Source organism: Vibrio sp. 1978 (genome assembly GCF_033344345.1).
In genome coordinates this window covers 15,406-33,075 of sequence record NZ_JAWPOP010000009.1, presented here as the reverse complement: position 1 = coordinate 33,075, position 17,670 = coordinate 15,406, and the positions used below count along the sequence as shown (strand labels likewise).

The window sequence follows — 17,670 nt, the reverse complement described above, 5'->3', positions numbered from 1 at the left end:
ATACTCGCTTAAGCAAAAAAGGAGCCGCAAGGCTCCTTTTTTATATTTGGTCATATTTAAGTAGTAATACTAATGACAGTAAACTATCTTAATAAAAGGCATTTCTTCATTGCGCATTTTGCATAAAATTTGTCTAGAATTGTCAGCAAGTGTTTGTTGGAATTAGTATTACTTACTATAATAAGTGATAAAGATACTCAAAGAGGGCAACTATGACTAAGTCTGAACTGATTGAAAGACTCTGCGCTGAGCAAACACACTTATCAGCGAAAGAGGTAGAGGATGCTGTAAAAGATATTTTAGAGCACATGGCCTCTACACTAGAGAGCGGTGACCGTATCGAGATCCGTGGCTTTGGTAGTTTTTCTCTTCATTACCGCGAGCCTCGCGTAGGTCGTAACCCTAAAACGGGCGATAAAGTGGAATTGGAAGGTAAATACGTTCCACATTTCAAACCTGGTAAAGAACTTCGTGAGCGTGTAAATATTGGTTAATGCACTCTTATTAGTTTGAAAAAAGCGGCATACGTTTGTGTATGCCGCTTTTTTGTAATGTATCCAAGTTAGTCATACATCCAAGATCGTTTACTAATCTAATTGTGGATTCAGCTGTTTTCTTTGCTGCTTTCTATACCCAAATAACTTTAACTTCTAAGCATGTCTACAAACTAAGCATCTTGAGGTTACTTGGGTATAGATTATTGCTAATATACGTAGTCTGAAGAAGCATTTTCCTGCATAATCTTACCGACTTACTCCTAGAAGGGTGATGTAACATGAAAATTATAAAAATCGTTGCTGTTTTAGCTCTCTTTTTAATTGCATTGGCGTTAGGTTCCCAAAACCAAGAGCTCGTGACTTTTAACTATCTTCTAGCAAAAGGAGAGTTCCACTTATCTACGCTATTAGGTGTAGTATTTGTGGTTGGCTTTGCTTTAGCGTGGGTTATATTTGGTAGCATCCAACTGAAAACTCAGCTACAGGTCCGTCGTTTAAAGAAAAAACTGAAAAAGTACGAACCAACTGAATCAAACAACGCTGCTGATAAGCCAGCCATTGAAAAACAGGCATAAGGATAAGGCTTAACTTTAATGCTTGAACTACTCTTCTTGTTGTTGCCTATAGCTGCTGCGTATGGCTGGTATATGGGGCATCGCAGCGCTCAGCAAGACAAGCAGAAGCAATCTCATCAAATCTCTCGTCAGTATATGACGGGTCTTAATCTGCTGCTCTCTGACCAATCAGATAAGGCTGTCGATCACTTTATTGAATTGCTCCAAGTTGATAACGAGACCATCGATACTCACCTTGCGTTGGGTAACCTGTTCCGGTCTCGTGGTGAAGTCGACCGCGCAATCAGAATTCACCAAAATCTTATTTCTCGTTCAGGCTTAACACTGGACCAAAAGAACCTCGCCCTTCAACAGTTAGCGAAAGACTACATGGTCTCTGGTTTTCTTGATCGTGCAGAGAAAATCTTCGAACAGTTAGTCGAAGAGCCAGATTACAAAGAGGCGGCTCTTCAACAATTAGTGACCATTTATCAGCAAACACGAGAATGGGAAAAGGCGATTTATTACGCGAACCAATTGGCTAAGCTAGGTAATAAACGCTCAAGGATGCGTGCAAATATTGCCCATTTTTGGTGTGAAATAGCCATGCTCGACCAAGCTGATGGGAATACTAATAAGGCAATACAGCATTTTAAAAAAGCGTTAGCGGAAGACCCGAAGTGTGTTCGAGCAAGTATTGCTTTGGGACGAATTTACCTAGAGTCTGAAGACTATAAGTACACCATCAAATATCTGACGGGGGTACTTGAGCAAGATAAAGACTTTATCAGTGATGTCTTGCCAACTATTGCAGAATGCTATCATCATCTGGGTCAGGAAGATGAACTTGTCGAGTTTCTGAGAGCTTGTATTGATAAGAAAGCAGGCGTATCAGCCGAGTTGATGTTGGCTCAATTAGTTGCTCATCACGAGAACGTTGGGGCTGCTCAAGAGTTACTGACGAAACAATTGCTGAAAAACCCAACCATGAAGGGCTTCTACCGTTTAATTGACTACCACATTGCAGAAGCAGAAGATGGTCGAGCGAAAGACAGCCTATCAACACTACAAGCGATGGTGGGTGAACAGTTAAAAGTGAAACCGCATTACCGATGCCGGAAGTGTGGATTTTCTACCCATTCCCTTTATTGGCATTGTCCGTCCTGTAAAGGATGGGGGACGATCAAGCCAATCCGCGGATTGGATGGTGAATAATTCTTAATGCAGCTGGCAGAGTTTCTGTCCGCTGCATTTTTTTAACTTTTTATTTAATAAGAACCAAAACAGTTAGGAGATGAAATGATCGACCAAAAAGTTATTGTCGCACTGGATTATGATAACCAAGCAGATGCACTTGCGTTTGTAGATAGAATTGATCCTGCGTCATGCCGACTAAAAGTTGGCAAGGAGATGTTTACGCTATTTGGTCCTGATTTTGTACGTGAACTCCATAAACGTGGTTTCTCGGTATTCCTAGATTTAAAATTTCACGATATTCCAAACACCTGTTCGAAAGCAGTTCGCGCTGCGGCTGAAATGGGTGTATGGATGGTGAACGTACACGCGAGCGGTGGTGAGCGTATGATGACGGCATCACGTGAAATTCTTGAGCCATATGGTAAAGATCGTCCACTTCTTATCGGTGTAACGGTACTAACCAGTATGGAACAAAGTGATTTAGCTGGTATTGGTTTGAATGTTGCGCCTCAGGAGCAAGTGATTCGTCTAGCAACCTTGACCAAAAACGCGGGCTTAGATGGTGTCGTATGTTCAGCGCAAGAGTCCTCACTACTGAAGAGCGAACTAGGCCAAGAATTTAAATTAGTGACCCCTGGTATTCGACCTGCTGGTTCAGAACAAGGTGACCAACGCCGTATCATGACGCCAGTAGACGCTATCCAATCAGGTTCAGATTATCTTGTGATTGGTCGCCCTATCACTCAAGCGTCAAATCCTGCAGAAGTGCTGAAGTCGATCAATGAGAGCTTATCTAAAATGTAAGCACTGTCTCGATTGTATGGAGAAAAGTGAGGCTAAGATGCCTCACTTTTTATATCGAATGAAAATACTGATCGCGGTAAACAACCATTCCTTTTAACCAGCTATGTCTGATCATTTACTCGCTGTAACTGGTATATCGGGGCCAATTGAGATAAAGGTTCTGCGGTTTATTCTGAGTAAAGTAGGGCTTGGTACTATGCTGATCACACTTTTGTAACATAACTCACTGTGATGCCTCGAAAATGCAATCATGTGTTATTGATGGCTTGCGTTACAAATATCTAAAGAATACTATGGCGAAGATGCATTCACTGCGTTGTAAGGTCTAGGATGACCTAGTGAAACTCTTTGAAATTAATATAGAAGCTGGCAGGACGTCACTTCATATTACGTTCCTATTATTTCCTATCTGCGTATTTTAAATCGCAGCTTTCTGTGAGCTTTCACACGCTGTCTTCCTTGTTACGACCTTAGTGCGCAAACACAACAAGGAAGAAACATGACTAAAAAACTGCCATTTTCAGTACTAGCAACACTGACCGCTGCCAGTTTTCAACTGAGTGCGGCAGAATTGCCAGCTGATATCGAATGGATTTCAAACAACAACGAACCTCTATTTGCCTCTGAAGAAGCGGTACGAGGTGGCACCTATCGCACTTACATTCAGAGCTTTCCGCAAACATTACGAAGTGTTGGTCCAGATGCGAACTCAGGTTTGCGCCAATACTTAATGGATGGTTCACCAAAACTGGCTCAGCGTCATCCAAATACTGGCAAATGGATCCCTCAACTTGCTAAGTCATGGGCATTTGGAGAGGACAACAAAACCGTATTCTTTAAACTCGACGAAACGGCCGAGTGGTCAGATGGTGAAAAAATTACAGCAGATGATTACGTCTTTATGATGAAGTACTACACGTCAAAAGACATTATCGACCCGTGGTATAACGACTTCTTCACAAACAGTATTGTGAGTGTTGAAAAAATTGATGACTACACGATCAAAGTCAATCTTGCTGTAGCTCAAAGTCATGACTCACTTATGGTTATGATTAACATGCCAAGTAATGGTTTTCAGCCTCGTCCTGAACACTTCTTTGAAGGAGAAAAGGACGCAAATAACGATGGCATGCCTGATAACTTCGTCAGAAAGTTTAACTTTAAATCTGAGCCAACCGCAGCGCCTTACTACATTGATCAAGTGAAGAAAGGTAAGAGCGTGACATTCAAACATGTCGGTGAAGATTGGTGGGGATACAACAACCGCTACTATAAAAACCGTTATAACGTTGAAAAGGTTCGCATTAAGGTGATTCGCGATCCTGATATTGCCATGAAGCACTTTGAGAAAGGCAACTTAGACTACTTTGAGATGGTGCTACCAAGCTTTTGGCATGACAAAACCAATAGTGATGTGTACAAAAAAGGCTATATCCAAAAGTACTGGGGCTTTAACGAAGCACCGCAAGGAGCAGGTGGTCTTTGGATGAACACAGCGATGCCGATGTTGGATAACCTAGAAGTGCGTAAAGGTGTTATGGCAGCCACTGACTATGACGGCATGATTGAAAACATCATGCGTGGAGATTATTCACGTAAACCGCATGGACTCGGCTTTGGTCATGGCGAATACGATGATCCTAACAATACACCGCCAAAGTTTGATGCTGATGCGGCGGTTAAACACTTCGAAAAAGCGGGCTTTGACAAAGTGGGCGCAGATGGTATTCGTGTTAACGACAAGGGCCAACGCTTGAGCTTTGCTATCACCTACGGATACAACTCTTGGACACCGCGTATTGCATACCTGAAAGAGCAAGCGAAACTTGCTGGTCTTGAGTTCACGTTAAACTTGGTGGATGGCTCATCTGCGTTTAAATACATTCTTGAGAAAAAGCATCAGCTAGCGTTTTTGAATATGGGCTCTGGTGAGATCCCTGCGTATTGGGAATACCTACACTCGGATAATGCAAATCGACCACAAACGAATGCTCACACCAACTACAGCAGCCCTGAGCTAGACAAGTTAATTGAAGCGTATGACTCTGAGTTTGATCAGGAGAAGCGTTACGACTTGTCGCATCAAATCCAAAACTATGTCAGCAAAGCGAACATCATCGTTCCTGGCTACATGGTGCCTTATTCTCGAGTTGCTCATTGGCGCTGGGTTAAAATTCCTAAAAACGGCATGACAAAAGCGACAGAATGGGTGCTTCATCCAATGGATATCGGTAATTTCTGGATTGATAACCAAGTAAAAGAAGAGACAGAAGAAGCGATGGACGAGGGTAAAACCTTCCCAGAATTAACGGTAATTGATGATCGTTACAAATTGTAAATCAGTAGTTTAGATAGAAAATGATAGCCCCGGTAATGAATTTTATCGGGGCTTTCTTTTTTACTTAATAAGGTAAGACGCTTCTAAAAGGTAGGTTTTTGCATCACCAAGCAAAGAGAACGCTTTATCGATGGTTTTAAATCGATCATCAAGCGAGTTGCTTGATATCAGCTGGCTGAATGTTTGCAACGAGAAAGCTTCGTTTGCTTTGAAGAACTGATGTACGTTTTCAAGCTGCACTTTATGAATATGCTCCACCTTATTTAGGGCGGTGGTTAAATCGGAAATGTTAATCGACATTGCTACTCGGGAACCTTATCAACAAGACCTATATGAGGTCATAGAGTGGGGTTTTATATTTTGTGACAGAGAGTAGCACCGAAGAGCAATTTATAGTCTGATGAAGATCAATTTGCCTTATTTAAGCATCTGTAACGTGGCACTAGACGTGTACCTAGAGTTGGTACAAGTTACAACGCTTGAATATAGGCTAGGGTTCAACCTAATCAAAAGTAAAAGCCAAGTCCGACTAAAAGCCCTTGAGAAGCCGTATCATATTCAAATACCTCTTCATTTTTGTAATCGACCCAGGTCGACTTGTAAGCTAAGTTGAGATCAGACCATTCATTAAAGCTATAACGAACACCAGTTTGAATGGCATAAGTGAAGTGAGTATCGTTGCCAAGTCCGGCGTCGATGCTGGCATGAAATCGCCAGTTTTCGCTCAATTCATCAATGAGTCGCAAGCCAACTAAAAAATCGACCCAATCTTCTTGTAATGACAGTCTATCTTCTAGTACCCGGTTGTCATTACGATACAGCTTGCCGGTGATGTCATTGTCCCACCAACGTAATCCAAACATATAATCCAGTTTACCGAATGAATATTGTTCGCGTTGGAATGCCTTTGCTTCTAGAACACCTTGCCGTATTTCGATGTCCGCACGATAACGAGCGTTAGGCAGAGCGCCCTTGATATTATTAACATCACCACTTAAGTTCATGAAACTATAATCTATGTAGTAGCCCCACTTACTTTGGTAAATACTCTCGAATCGCAACATCGCCCCAATATCGAGGTGGTCTACGATGAACTTAGGATCGACATCCACCTCTGATGAAAAGCGACCAATACTGGTATCCCCGTGGATATTCAGTCCTAGCATGTACACTTCTATGCTATTTCGCCAACGAGATTCTTGTGTCTCGGCTGAGAGCGCTACTGATGTAGGTAATACAAGAATGAGTGAGGAGAGTGATAGCAGGTTACATGGTTTCATCCAATTTCCTTTTCGGCTTTTCGTCAGCTTTCAGCTTAGTAGAAGTCGCTACACTCTGCATAAAAAAGGGAAGCAACTTGCTTCCCTGTAATTAACATTGACTTAGAGTTGTTTGGCAATGTCTGAGGTTAGGCTTTCTAAGCCTATGGATAAAGCGTTGACGAGCGCTTCATAGCCCTCATCTTGAAGCGGCTGTGAGATTTGTATTGGCGCGCTGTTTTCTACCTTACCTTCGGCATTAATGAGTAACCATTCCCCCTCAATTTCGATATTACCTTTGTAGCTGCCATTAAATTTATTTAACGTAAGCTGGAGTTTGGCTTCACCGCTTTGATCCAACAGATTATTCATTTCAGCCGGCCAGTAATGACTTTGCTTGTGACGCAGCTCCGCGACGACTCTCTGAGTGATTTGCTCAGAAATACTGTGCGCCCATTGATTGTGTTTCGCCTGAATAACTTGGGTCTCAGAGGTTCGATAAACAATGCCATTATCATTCAAATAACTCGCCAATGTCACTGGACGAACAACTAAAGTTGGGCGCTGAGCGATATCAGAAGAGCTCAGAGTCACTGGTTCCGCCTTAGGTAGAAGGTACATAGCTCCTTTAGTTTGCGGAGCGCTACTGCAACCCGTTAGACCGACAAATAGCGCGATAGACAGAAAGAATACTCGTTTCATTAGTTTTTGCCTTTAACTGGTATTGGGTCACTGGTTTCATCTTCTCCAAACACGAGAGAGTTTGGCTTTTCGTTTAGCTGTTTAAGTACGGGTTTAAACTCTGTCATCACGCTTTCTAATTCTTTTAGCGTGGCTTCCATTTCGCTGTACATGGTTGAGTTGGGCCCATAACCATCGAGTGTTTTTTGTAATTGCTGTAAGCTTTGGCGAATATCTGTTGGGATCTCTTGCGTCTCTTTTTGATTCAAAAGTTTATCAATACTGTCCGCCACGCGTTCTGCTGAAGCTAACGTTTTTTCGGACGTTTTTAACGTTGAATTGAGAGAGTCTAGTGTTTCTTCCATTGGTAAGTTATTAATCTTATTTAGGAAGTCGTTCACTTGGCGCTGAACCTGCGCAAAACCACCACGCATAGTTGGGAAAACATCTAAATCAGCAAACTTACTCGGTACGTAAGGCTCGTCGTTTGGATAGAAGTCGGCGTCAACATACAGTGCGCCTGTTAATAAGTTACCTGTTTTTAAAGTACCACGTAGGCCTTTAGCAAACTCACTCTTCAATTTATCTTTTAACATTGGTAAAGATTGGGATTGGAAATCGCCATAAACACGGCCGAGCTCGATACGTACCAATACAGGGATTTTTTTCGCAGAAAAGTTCTCTTCTGGGGTTGGAAGTCGCATTGGTACACGCATCACAGTACCAATTCTCAAGCCTCGATATTCGACAGGTGCCTTACGTTTAAGTCCTCGTACCGATTCATCAAAAAGCATAACGAATTCAATATAATCATCGTACATGCCTTCTCGAAGTTGTTTAATATCATCGTACAAGCGGAAGTTGACCATATTTTCAGTGAGCTGTTCACCGGATTCAAGACCTGGAACGGTATCGAAGGTAACACCACCCGTTAGCATGCTCTCTAATGAGCCAAACTTGACTTCGAACCCTTCAGCATTGAGCTGTAAATCTACGCCAGAATTCAGCCAGAACTTGGTACGAGTGCGCACTAAGCTGTCATAAGGCTTGAAAATAAAGAGTTGGTATAACGCTTTGCGAGTGTCAACATCAAAGCTAGTTTTCTCTACACGACCAACCGTAAAGCCTTTATAAATGACGGGGTCACCAACGCCTAGCTTACCAGCCTCGCGGTGTGTTAACACAAGGCGTAACCCCTCTGCATCAGGAGAGGCCACTGGGGGAACATCTAAGACCGTAAAGCGCTCTTTCTCTATTTTAGATTTACCCGGCTGAAGTTGGATATAAGCGCCAGAGAGCAAGGTCTCTAAACCTGAAACGCCATCACGGCCAATACGAGGCTTCACCACCCAAAACATGGTGTCATCTCGCAGCATGCGTTCTGCATCCTTGTTCATTTGTGCCTTAGCGATGATGTGATCGTAATTTTCACTGAGAGTGACTTCAGTAATCAGTCCGACTTTTACATTCAATGCTCGGATTTCGGTTTTGCCAACCTCAATCCCATCTGCGGTTGGCAGTTGGAGAGTAATTTGTGGGCCTGTACTGTTGATATATTGGAACAGCATCCACGCTCCCATGGCTAGCGCAAGGATCGGGACAATCCATATCGCAGAAATCTGCTTTTGCGGTTTTATTTGAGCGGTTACGTTGTTCTCATCACTCATATTTGGCTTTCTCGTTTAAGTTGTCAGAAATCGGCTCCTGCACTTCGTTTTGTGGCAATTGCCACAACAAACGTGAGTCAAATATCATTGCAGAAAGCATAGTAAAAATGACCACTGCCGCGAAAGAGAGCGCAGCAGGACCTGGATAAATCGCCATTAAGTTTTGCAGCTGAACCAGTGCAACTAAGATCGCGACGACGAAGATATCGATCATGGACCAACGACCAATAAACTCAGTTATGCGGTAGATCTTTAAGCGTGAAATACTCTCTTCGTGCGGAAGATATCGCGCTTTTTGCGCATTGTAATACAGCCACGCGAGTGCCAGCATTTTCGCCATTGGAATAAATACGCTAGCAAAGAAAATTACCATCGCAATAGGGTAAGAACCTAAATGCCAAAGCAATATTACCCCCTCCATGATAGTTGAACCTTCTGCATGTCCAAGGCTTACGGTGTACATCATAGGGTAGAGGTTCGCAGGGATATAGAAAATGACTGAAGCAAACAAAAGCGCCCAAGCTTTTTGTAAATTGTCTGCGGGGTTGTATTTGTGAATAGGGCTTTTACAACGAATGCAGTGTTGGTGTTTTTTAGCTTCAATAGGGTTGAGCTGGTGACACGTATGACAACCAATATGGTTGTGGTTATGGTGCGTATCACCCTCTTTTACATCAGATAGCTCGATAGCTGGAATAAAGTGCCCCCAGAGCCAGCTTTTGTCGACCATTGATATGCATTTGACTACCAGAACGGTATATACACAAAACGCCCAGAATGAAGTGCCCATTCCTATGTCTGCGAGGGAAGCGATTTTAATTAAGCTGACCAACACGCCAATCAAAAAGACATCCACCATTAACCAGGGTTCGACTCGAAACAGAAGACGGCATAAAACTTTTGCCATTCGTTGCTGCTTTCTAGAGGGGGTATGTTTACGTGCTTTTAATGCTTCAAGGTGAAGAAAGAGAATGAGACCAACATAGATTGCAGGCAAAACGATAACTGTTGCGAGTAGCAGCACACCCAAAAGCACATTTTGAAACTCAGCCAGCATTTTGGCAGCGTGCAACAAGGTGATTTCTTGCGACAACCCTTGCACGCTGAACGACATAAAAGGGAAAGAAATGCTTAGCACTAACATGATCAAACATGCCGATGATATGGCGATCACGCTTTGGTAAGGCTTGGCATTCACTTTAGTCAGCGAATGCGAACATCGAGGACATTGTGCTTTTTGCCCCTGTTCGATATCGGGAATGCGAACAACAAGGCCGCACTCTTCGCATGAAATTAACTGACGGGAATTAGGTTGAATACTCATCGGGTAGGTTTTAGATTCATTTGCTTTAAGAATACTCTTTTTTCACTGGGCACGCTTGTTTTGATTCAGGAGTTTACGAGTTTCTTACTTTTGGCATTAGAGCATATGGGAGATCTAAGACATAAACGAAGTCGCGTTTGGTACAAGATTTTACGGCGAAGATGAGTATGTTGGAAGCCGAAAGTAATATGATGTTGCTTGGTTTATTGGAGGGGGTAACTACTTGTTTTTAAGGGTAAGTAACCCTGCCCAGATAATCTGAGCAGGGAAAAAGAGCATTTTATTTAAGGTGCTTAGTTGTACTTTACTTGACCGTTCCGCTCTTAAAGGCATTGGAGCCGACTTGCGTACCGTTGAGCGTTTTGCCGTAATAGCTTTGGTGCTGGTGATATTTCTCCGCGTTTGCGGTGACATTGCCTTTGAATCGAGGATCTTGTGGACGCTCATGGCTGTTGACGTATGCTGCGACATCCCAAGCTTCTTGCTCTGTCAGCTGCACACTTTTCCCAAGCGGCATGTTTTCGTAAATAAAATAGGCTGCAGTGTTAATCCGGTGCATGCCTGCGCCCCAGTTATACGCATATTCGCCCCAAAGTGGTGGAATGTATGAATGGTCGTTGGTGTCTTTGATGCCAGAACCGTCGGCGCGATGGCAAGTTTCACAGTTCTTTTCGTAGACCAATGCGCCTCGCTCTATTGATGGTTCTTGCTCAGGTGCGGCGATTTTTGGGTAGCCACGCCCAGAGAGATTACCCCGCTTTTCAATTGGTAATGCTTGTGCGATGGCTTCGGGCAACGGGAAGTCTTTTGCTTTTCCACCAATTTGCAACGTTTTTGCGTCTAGTTCTGGAATGGGTTCATCCGCCATACCATGTTTGTCAAGCAAGCCGCCCATCGCTAACCAGTAGGCGTAAGCACTAAGGGCAACAATTTCTGTCGAATCGTAAGCGGGCGCTTTACCGTTCATGGAATACTCGAAACAACCTTGGATACGGTCAGCATAGCTGTTTACGCGATCGTTTTTCTTACGATATGCAGGGTATGCCATGTAAGCTGCCCACAGTGGCGCAGCGTTTGCTTTTCGTCCTGCCTCCATATGGCAGTTCACACAGTTTTGTTCGTTGCCAACGTATTTTCCGCGCATTTGTTGTGAGTTAACAAAGAGCGAGTAACCGCGTTTTACTTGCTCACCAAATGCGGTGTTTGGGATTGTGCTGAGATCACGCGATTTTAAGTATTCACCGTGCTTTTCTTTTTCTATCGCAGGTAGCTCTTTCTGGCGGTCCGGTAATGGATCGTTAGCTAGTACGAGCGTAGAAATGAAAGGCAGTGCGAACAAAGAATAGAAACGTTTCATGACTGCTCCTAGTAACGTAATGAGGCAAAGTAGTAAGCAAGATTTTCGATCTCTTTGTCAGTGAGATTTTTTGCGATGGTCCCCATCATATTGAGCGGGTCGCCACTGCGAGTGCCGTTTTTCCATGCCATCAATTGCGTTTTTAAGTAATCAGCATGTTGGCTTGCGAGGCGAGGGAACTTGTCGACGCCCATACCGCTGGCTCCATGACAAGTTGCGCAAGCTGGAATGTTTCTATCCCAATCGCCTTGGAAAATTAACTTACGATACGGGTTACGAATATCAGCTTGGTCGCCGCGTTGTTCTGGATTCGTGAACCCATAGCTCGGGAGGTTAGCAAAGTACTCCATAACTTCCTTACGGTCTGCGGGATCGCTGAGTTCCTTCGCCATGCCTTGCATGACCACATTTTGGCGTTCGCCACTAAGGAATAGTTCGATTTGAGTGTTGAGATAATTCGCGTTTAAACCAGCGATCATCGGCGCGATATTTGGCTGTCCCATGCCATCTTGGCCGTGACAACCGCTACATACGCTGGCTTTTTCCGGAATAGACGAGGCGCTTGCGCCCATAGTGGTTGCTAACAAACAGGCCACCACCACTGGAAGAATTTTTGACATGCTGACTCACTTTAATTTTTATTAATATGTCTAAGTGCTACTTGGTAGTCACTTGGACGATATTGTCGGCCTTGTCAATAATGAAAGGTATTGTGGATTTCCACATATTTAATAAGTGTAAATGGCCGTATTTGTTTTTATTGGTTGTTCTATAAGCGATAAAAACAAAGTGGTGAAGAGCTGCACAAATCGGCAGCTCTAAGTGGTAGAGACGTCTTAACGTGCGGCGTTACGCTTTGCGGATTTTGGCCGGCAGGGACTGACGTGCCGCCGCGCCCACTACCCAATCCAACAATACACCTTTACCTTCTCGGGTAGGATCAATTAAGCCAATGTCGTTAATGTTGACGCCATCTTGGCTGCGCGTTTTTACGGGTTGTTGTTTATCGCCGATCCAGTGCGAGCGTTGTCCTAGCTCGGTATGACCAAACCCATGTTCAAATCCGAGTGTGCTAGGGCGAATCCCGCTGACTATCATCGCAAGTGCTTTGGTGCTTGCAGATGGCGTCTCGATAACAAACTCATCACCCGTTTTAATGCCTGCGCGCTCGGCATCGATTGGATGGATGTACACTGGGTTTACGCCTTTAATCGAGTTCAACCTTGGCGATAGATTGGATACCGCACTGTGAATGTTGGATTTAAAGTTCGTCAGGCTGAAAGGCCATTCTGAGCTTGGGAACTGGTCTTCCATTGGTGTGCCATCGGCCAGTTTTTGTGGATGCCATGTTGGGCAACCCGTGTAGAAATCACCGGTCATGGTGTTTCTTGCGCTGCCGACACGTTCATTCCATATCGCGACAGGTCGTGTCCATTTGTGCTTCATTTGCTCACCTTGATACGCTTCGGTTGCATTTTCAAAACGTCCACCGCGAGCAAAAATAAACGCCACACGTTTCATCTCATCCGCTGTCAGCGTCTTCTGCATGGCTGGCATTAAACGCTCTAGGCCGGACCACGCAATGTCTTCTGCCGAAACTTCAGGCACCCCGCCTTTCACATAAGCCAAGTTTGCCGCGGAACGTAAGTAGAAATCTTCAGCGCTGTGGAGAGCGTGCCAATTCCCTTGCGCATCTTGAATCGCGTTGTCACCAAAGCCGCCTAGTTGCATTTTCTTGGCGACATCAATCAAAAAGTTTTCTAAGCAAATTGAACGACCATCGGCGGTTTTCTCTGTTCGCGCTTCCACAATCGGCCAGCGAGCGGTGATGGTTTTCACCGGAACGTCGTGCCAAGGCGTTGCCATACCCCAGCTTTCGTAGGTGACCGTGTCCGGCACAATATAATCCGACAATGCGGTGGTTTCGTTAATGAACGCATCAACAGACACAATCAAACCGAGCTGCTTTGGATCTTTAAGCTTGTCTTCCAGCAGCGCTTTCAAGCCGGGTACACCATACATTGGGTTCGCCATGTGATTGATCCACGCTTTAACGCGGTATGGATACCCATCAATAGCCGCAGATAGGTGCTCTGTCAGCAGTGGCGCGGCAAACGGATACCAAGGGGCGCGAGTTGGGTAAGGTGATTCACCTGCCTCAACGCGACGTTTGTATTCGCTGGTTTTGTGGTAGGGGAATTTACTGCGCGACAAAAAGACGCCTTTCGGGCCGACTTTGCCAGCAAATTTGGTGAAGTCGTAACGAGGACCCGCAGCGGAAGTTGGGTAGCCACCCGCTTTGGTCATCGCGCCGCCTTTCATATTTATGTTACCAATCAACGCATTGAGCATCATGATGGTAAACGAGTTATAGAACCCATTGGTGTGCATGTTGCCACCGTGGGTATCGACCACCGCTTTTGTTCCGTGACTGGTGAAGCGCTTTGCTAGTTCAACAACTTGTTCGACAGGGATTTCACATTGTTGGCTGTAGAACTCAAGACTGTATTTGAACGCCTCTTCTTTGAGTCTTTGTAGAGACGATTTTACGCGCACTTCGCCCGATGCAAGCGAAACCGTTTTATCGACAAACAGTGCTGCTTCCTCAGCTTGGGTATGAACACCAAATTCGCCGCTTTGCTCATCCACGATGACGTACGGGTCGGAGTCAGACAACGCTTCGCCCTCGAATGGCAGATTCAAGTCGGACGCGCGTAAAAACGTGCCGTTTCTCGGGTGCTGATTATCGCTTATCACGAGATGCGTAGCATTACACCAGTGCGCGGTGCCGGCTCGTTTCATCGCGTTTGCCCCCGGCTGCGCCAAGAAGGTTTTGTTGTAGCGTTGGTTTTCGATGATCCACTGGATCATGCCAAGCACGAGGGCAGAGTCGGTGCCTGGTTTGATTGGTACCCAGCGGTTGTTGTCACCGGCAGCCAAGCTCGATGAACCAGCAGGCAAACTTGGTGTGATGATGGTGTATTCCAAGCTACCTTCTGTTCGCGCATTGGCGAGTTGGCGCGCCTGACGCTTAAAAGGGTTACCCGCTTGCGCAGGCGACATACCGATGAAGATGATGTATTCCGCATTATCAAAATCTGGCTTTAAGTGTGCGTTCTTATCTAAGTCGTTCATAAATGCGCCGCTGCCAGCACGAAATGCGTAGCCGCAGTAAGAGCCGTGATGCCCAAAGTTACGTGTACCATAGCTGTTGAACGCGAAGCGTTTGAATATGTCGTCTCGGCCTTCGTTACCGGCGTTGGTCATTAACAATTGGTTGGCTTTCGGTCCATATTCTGGGTTTTCAGGATCTACGGGCGTTGTTAAATCGCGAATGTTGCGTAAGCCATCAACATGGCCTTCACCAAATAAATCACCACCTTCTACGATTTCTTCTATCAATTGCTCGTAGCTGATCGGAATCCATTTTCCTTCGCCGCGTTTTCCAACTCGTTTCAGTGGCTGAGTAATGCGGTACGGGCTGTTGCGAATTTCTAGCATCCCATTGCCACGTGCGCATGCTGTTGAGCGCCCGTCAAGGCCCGCTTCTCCTGCCAAAGTTAAATAAGCATCTTTGACTGGCGTTTCGAACGGAATGTGTTGCTGATGAGAGAGTGGGTGATATGGGTTGCCAGTAATACGCAAAATCTCGTCGTTGCGGTTATCAATGCGTACACGCAATCCGCACAGTGACCAACAACCAAAGCACATCGATGGCGCAACGCGCTGATTTGGATTAGGGATTAGGTTGCCTTTGCTGTTGACCGTGTACTCTGGTTCAAGCGAGTTACCGTGGTGAATATCACGCGTTTTTTCTCCCGCAGTGCCTTCGAGCGCACCCTCGACCATGTGTTTGGTTGTGGTGGCGTAACCCGCCGCGAATGCGCCAAGCCCACCCACTGCAATGCCTGATTTCAAAAACTGACGGCGTTTGTTATCCATGATGAAATCCTCTTTGATTAGCGTTCAGTTAAGGTGAGTGATGAGGCTTTTGCTTCGATATTTTGTTTTGGTTGAACCAGCTCTGAACCGAGCAGTGCCAGTGCAAGCCATAATCCGAGCATGCCGATAATGCCTATCCAGCCATTTCCATCCATAGTGAGCTGGTATGGATACAGCCCTGCATCGAACTTGGCGATGGTTTGCACTTCCATGATGGTAAACCAGCGAATCAGCCATGCACTTGCCAACGTGATCAACGACAGGCACAACGAGCCCATGACACGATGTATGCGAGACGTTGTTGATGATTTGGCGTCTCTCATTGTCATAAACGCGAAGATGATGCTGCCTAAAATAACCAAAGTGAGCAGAGCGATGTTTTGTATCCATTGCTCTCTGGAGTAGAGTGAAAATGCGGAATTGTTGGATGCCCAAACTGGCAGCAGTATTAGCGTCAATACACCGCTGATGACGACCGATTTTTTTAGTAAATGGGTATCGCCAGATGTCAGTATCTTCGACTGACTAGGCAGCAAAAGCCAAATCAGCAGAGCGAAGCCGACCGCGCCCATAAAAGCAGTAACAAACCAAAGAATCGGTGACGCTGGTTGGTGCCATAACGAGTGCGATTTAACGACCGCAATTTCAGCGCCTGTGTAGACTGCAATGGTGAGGCCTGATAGCACCGTGATGGCGGACACCATAAGCATGGCTCTACGAGAGAGCGCCCAGTCACCCAGTGACAGCTTTGAAATTAGAGGCAGTACTTTCCCTGGCTGATTACGTAAGTTGATCAGATCCTGGCGGAGATACAGCCATGCGGTCACTACCGCTAAGCCTGAGAAAACAGGCAAGAAAAGCGACCCTAAAGACATCCATGACCACGGCGTGATGTGCGCGTAAAAATGCCAAGCTCGTCCCGGCTGGTGAAGGTCGCCAGTTAACGCCAACGGGCCTACGATAGCGCCGATGGCCATCGTTAGCACCAGCGCGGCGCGTAACCGATGACTGGTGTGTTGCTCAAATAACAGTGCGATTAGGAACAAAATAGCGGCAGCGTAAGCAGAACCGATGTAAAAGAAGTACTGCACCGCCCACGGGAGCCAAGCCATTGCTTGAGGTTGGACTAACACTTCGGTGATGTTCATGCGCGCTCTCCTTGTGGGTCGTAAATAGCTGGCTGCCCGTCGATGTGGCTGGTGAAGAGTTCATCCATGCCGATGTAAAACACATGCGGCTTGGTCTCTTCATTGGGCTTTAGCACTTTGATATCGTCTTGGTGCTTCGCAATTAAGCGGCGAACTTCACTTGATGGATCATTCAAATCACCAATTACACGTGCTCCGCCAACACAGGTTTCCACGCAGGCAGGCAATAGACCTTGTTCTAGACGGTGAGCACAGAAGGTACATTTATCTGCGGTGAGGGTGTCTTCATTGATAAAGCGAGCATCGTAAGGGCAAGCTTGTACACAATACGCACACGCTACGCAGCGACTGTTATCCACCATGACAATGCCATCTTCGCGCTGAAAGGTTGCTTGAACCGGACACACTGCCACGCAAGGTGGGTTGTCGCAGTGGTTACAAAGGCGCGGTAGCATAAAGGCTTTTGCTTCTCGCGTGGCTGTAGAGCCATCATCTAACGTAACTTCGTATTGCTTTACGGTGGTTCGGAATTGACCGATAGGCACTTGGTTCTCGATGCTGCAACCCACAGTGCAAGCCTGGCATCCGACACATTTACGCAAATCTATCACCATGGCATAACGCTTCCCGACTTGTCCTTTTCGGTCAGCGGACTGGTTATTTCGAATAATGTTTCCCGCAGTTGCCGTGCCAATGCCTGCGACTGGAATTAACGCGGCTCCGGCTGTGACCGCGCTGAGAAAGCGACGTTTGGTGGAATCCATAACTCACCTGCTTTTTTGTTGTATTTGAATTGACTGATTCCATTGTGAGAAATGCACTGCGAGGCTTATATTGTGGATTTCCACATACCCAGATCAAACTTGATCTAAAACAAATGTGGTTTAGGGAAGGTAGCTGTT

Annotated in this window: 15 protein-coding genes; 5 read left to right on the top strand and 10 right to left on the bottom strand. The window is 45.5% G+C overall.

The genetic code is table 11. The annotated features are described in order from the left end of the window. Positions 1-212: 212 nt before the first annotated feature. From ihfB to R8N49_RS10875, 5 genes are all read left to right on the top strand, one after another. The gene (ihfB, locus tag R8N49_RS10895) at positions 213-494 is read left to right on the top strand and encodes an integration host factor subunit beta (protein ID WP_005385816.1); all 282 of its coding nucleotides are present in this window, start codon (positions 213-215) and stop codon (positions 492-494) included. 281 nt (positions 495-775) lie between these two features. Then, positions 776-1,072 carry a LapA family protein gene (locus R8N49_RS10890; RefSeq protein ID WP_005376663.1) on the top strand — a complete coding sequence of 99 codons (297 nt, stop codon included), beginning with the start codon at positions 776-778 and terminating at the stop codon, positions 1,070-1,072. Between the two features lie 18 nt (positions 1,073-1,090). After that, positions 1,091-2,266: a lipopolysaccharide assembly protein LapB gene (gene lapB, locus R8N49_RS10885; protein WP_186584803.1), complete on the top strand. Its 1,176-nt coding sequence runs from the start codon at positions 1,091-1,093 to the stop codon at positions 2,264-2,266. 84 nt (positions 2,267-2,350) lie between these two features. After that, positions 2,351-3,052: an orotidine-5'-phosphate decarboxylase gene (pyrF, locus tag R8N49_RS10880; RefSeq protein ID WP_017821659.1), complete on the top strand. Its 702-nt coding sequence runs from the start codon at positions 2,351-2,353 to the stop codon at positions 3,050-3,052. A gap of 499 nt (positions 3,053-3,551) precedes the next feature. Then, the gene (locus R8N49_RS10875) at positions 3,552-5,390 is read left to right on the top strand and encodes an extracellular solute-binding protein (protein ID WP_017633867.1); all 1,839 of its coding nucleotides are present in this window, start codon (positions 3,552-3,554) and stop codon (positions 5,388-5,390) included. 60 nt (positions 5,391-5,450) lie between these two features. Here the strand turns inward: R8N49_RS10875 and R8N49_RS10870 are convergent, their stop codons facing one another. The 10 genes from R8N49_RS10870 to dsrO all read right to left on the bottom strand — a co-directional run bounded on the left by R8N49_RS10870 (position 5,451) and on the right by dsrO (position 17,532). Then, a complete protein-coding gene (locus R8N49_RS10870) occupies positions 5,451-5,690 on the bottom strand; it encodes a hypothetical protein (RefSeq protein WP_213876376.1) in 240 nt (79 codons plus the stop codon). A gap of 206 nt (positions 5,691-5,896) precedes the next feature. Then, the gene (locus R8N49_RS10865) at positions 5,897-6,670 is read right to left on the bottom strand and encodes a hypothetical protein (protein ID WP_031778929.1); all 774 of its coding nucleotides are present in this window, start codon (positions 6,668-6,670) and stop codon (positions 5,897-5,899) included. Between the two features lie 102 nt (positions 6,671-6,772). Continuing rightward, positions 6,773-7,351, bottom strand: a complete 579-nt coding sequence (locus tag R8N49_RS10860; RefSeq protein ID WP_054574786.1) for a membrane integrity-associated transporter subunit PqiC — start codon at positions 7,349-7,351, stop codon at positions 6,773-6,775. Continuing rightward, positions 7,351-8,997, bottom strand: coding sequence for an intermembrane transport protein PqiB (gene pqiB / locus R8N49_RS10855; protein ID WP_213876378.1), 1,647 nt, complete (start codon positions 8,995-8,997; stop codon positions 7,351-7,353). Before pqiB ends, R8N49_RS10860 begins: the two co-directional genes overlap by 1 nt. Continuing rightward, positions 8,990-10,321: a paraquat-inducible protein A gene (locus R8N49_RS10850; RefSeq protein WP_005385807.1), complete on the bottom strand. Its 1,332-nt coding sequence runs from the start codon at positions 10,319-10,321 to the stop codon at positions 8,990-8,992. Before R8N49_RS10850 ends, pqiB begins: the two co-directional genes overlap by 8 nt. 304 nt (positions 10,322-10,625) lie before the next feature. Continuing rightward, positions 10,626-11,678 (bottom strand): c-type cytochrome, encoded by a 1,053-nt coding sequence (locus R8N49_RS10845; RefSeq protein ID WP_258489683.1) that lies wholly within the window; start codon positions 11,676-11,678, stop codon positions 10,626-10,628. 8 nt (positions 11,679-11,686) lie between these two features. Continuing rightward, positions 11,687-12,250, bottom strand: a complete 564-nt coding sequence (locus tag R8N49_RS10840; RefSeq protein WP_373921227.1) for a c-type cytochrome — start codon at positions 12,248-12,250, stop codon at positions 11,687-11,689. 277 nt (positions 12,251-12,527) lie between these two features. Further along, positions 12,528-15,620, bottom strand: a complete 3,093-nt coding sequence (locus R8N49_RS10835) for a tetrathionate reductase subunit A (protein WP_258489684.1) — start codon at positions 15,618-15,620, stop codon at positions 12,528-12,530. Between the two features lie 17 nt (positions 15,621-15,637). Next, on the bottom strand, positions 15,638-16,768 hold the full coding sequence (nrfD, locus tag R8N49_RS10830; RefSeq protein ID WP_258489686.1) for an NrfD/PsrC family molybdoenzyme membrane anchor subunit: 1,131 nt from the start codon (positions 16,766-16,768) through the stop codon (positions 15,638-15,640). Next, positions 16,765-17,532 (bottom strand): sulfate reduction electron transfer complex DsrMKJOP subunit DsrO, encoded by a 768-nt coding sequence (gene dsrO, locus R8N49_RS10825; protein ID WP_318189977.1) that lies wholly within the window; start codon positions 17,530-17,532, stop codon positions 16,765-16,767. The genes nrfD and dsrO overlap by 4 nt, the downstream gene beginning before the upstream one ends. Positions 17,533-17,670 lie beyond the last annotated feature (138 nt).

What these genes read in the sequence shown, in the direction of transcription:
- pqiB (WP_213876378.1), bottom strand. Translation starts at nt 8,997, where the DNA reads ATGAGTGATGAGAACAACGTAACCGCTCAAATAAAACCGCAAAAGCAG.
- R8N49_RS10845 (WP_258489683.1), bottom strand. Translation starts at nt 11,678, where the DNA reads ATGAAACGTTTCTATTCTTTGTTCGCACTGCCTTTCATTTCTACGCTC.
- nrfD (WP_258489686.1), bottom strand. Translation starts at nt 16,768, where the DNA reads ATGAACATCACCGAAGTGTTAGTCCAACCTCAAGCAATGGCTTGGCTC.
- lapB (WP_186584803.1), top strand. Translation starts at nt 1,091, where the DNA reads ATGCTTGAACTACTCTTCTTGTTGTTGCCTATAGCTGCTGCGTATGGC.
- R8N49_RS10835 (WP_258489684.1), bottom strand. Translation starts at nt 15,620, where the DNA reads ATGGATAACAAACGCCGTCAGTTTTTGAAATCAGGCATTGCAGTGGGT.
- R8N49_RS10865 (WP_031778929.1), bottom strand. Translation starts at nt 6,670, where the DNA reads ATGAAACCATGTAACCTGCTATCACTCTCCTCACTCATTCTTGTATTA.
- R8N49_RS10890 (WP_005376663.1), top strand. Translation starts at nt 776, where the DNA reads ATGAAAATTATAAAAATCGTTGCTGTTTTAGCTCTCTTTTTAATTGCA.
- R8N49_RS10875 (WP_017633867.1), top strand. Translation starts at nt 3,552, where the DNA reads ATGACTAAAAAACTGCCATTTTCAGTACTAGCAACACTGACCGCTGCC.
- R8N49_RS10860 (WP_054574786.1), bottom strand. Translation starts at nt 7,351, where the DNA reads ATGAAACGAGTATTCTTTCTGTCTATCGCGCTATTTGTCGGTCTAACG.
- R8N49_RS10840 (WP_373921227.1), bottom strand. Translation starts at nt 12,250, where the DNA reads ATGGGCGCAAGCGCCTCGTCTATTCCGGAAAAAGCCAGCGTATGTAGC.
- R8N49_RS10870 (WP_213876376.1), bottom strand. Translation starts at nt 5,690, where the DNA reads ATGTCGATTAACATTTCCGATTTAACCACCGCCCTAAATAAGGTGGAG.
- pyrF (WP_017821659.1), top strand. Translation starts at nt 2,351, where the DNA reads ATGATCGACCAAAAAGTTATTGTCGCACTGGATTATGATAACCAAGCA.
- R8N49_RS10850 (WP_005385807.1), bottom strand. Translation starts at nt 10,321, where the DNA reads ATGAGTATTCAACCTAATTCCCGTCAGTTAATTTCATGCGAAGAGTGC.
- ihfB (WP_005385816.1), top strand. Translation starts at nt 213, where the DNA reads ATGACTAAGTCTGAACTGATTGAAAGACTCTGCGCTGAGCAAACACAC.
- dsrO (WP_318189977.1), bottom strand. Translation starts at nt 17,532, where the DNA reads ATGGATTCCACCAAACGTCGCTTTCTCAGCGCGGTCACAGCCGGAGCC.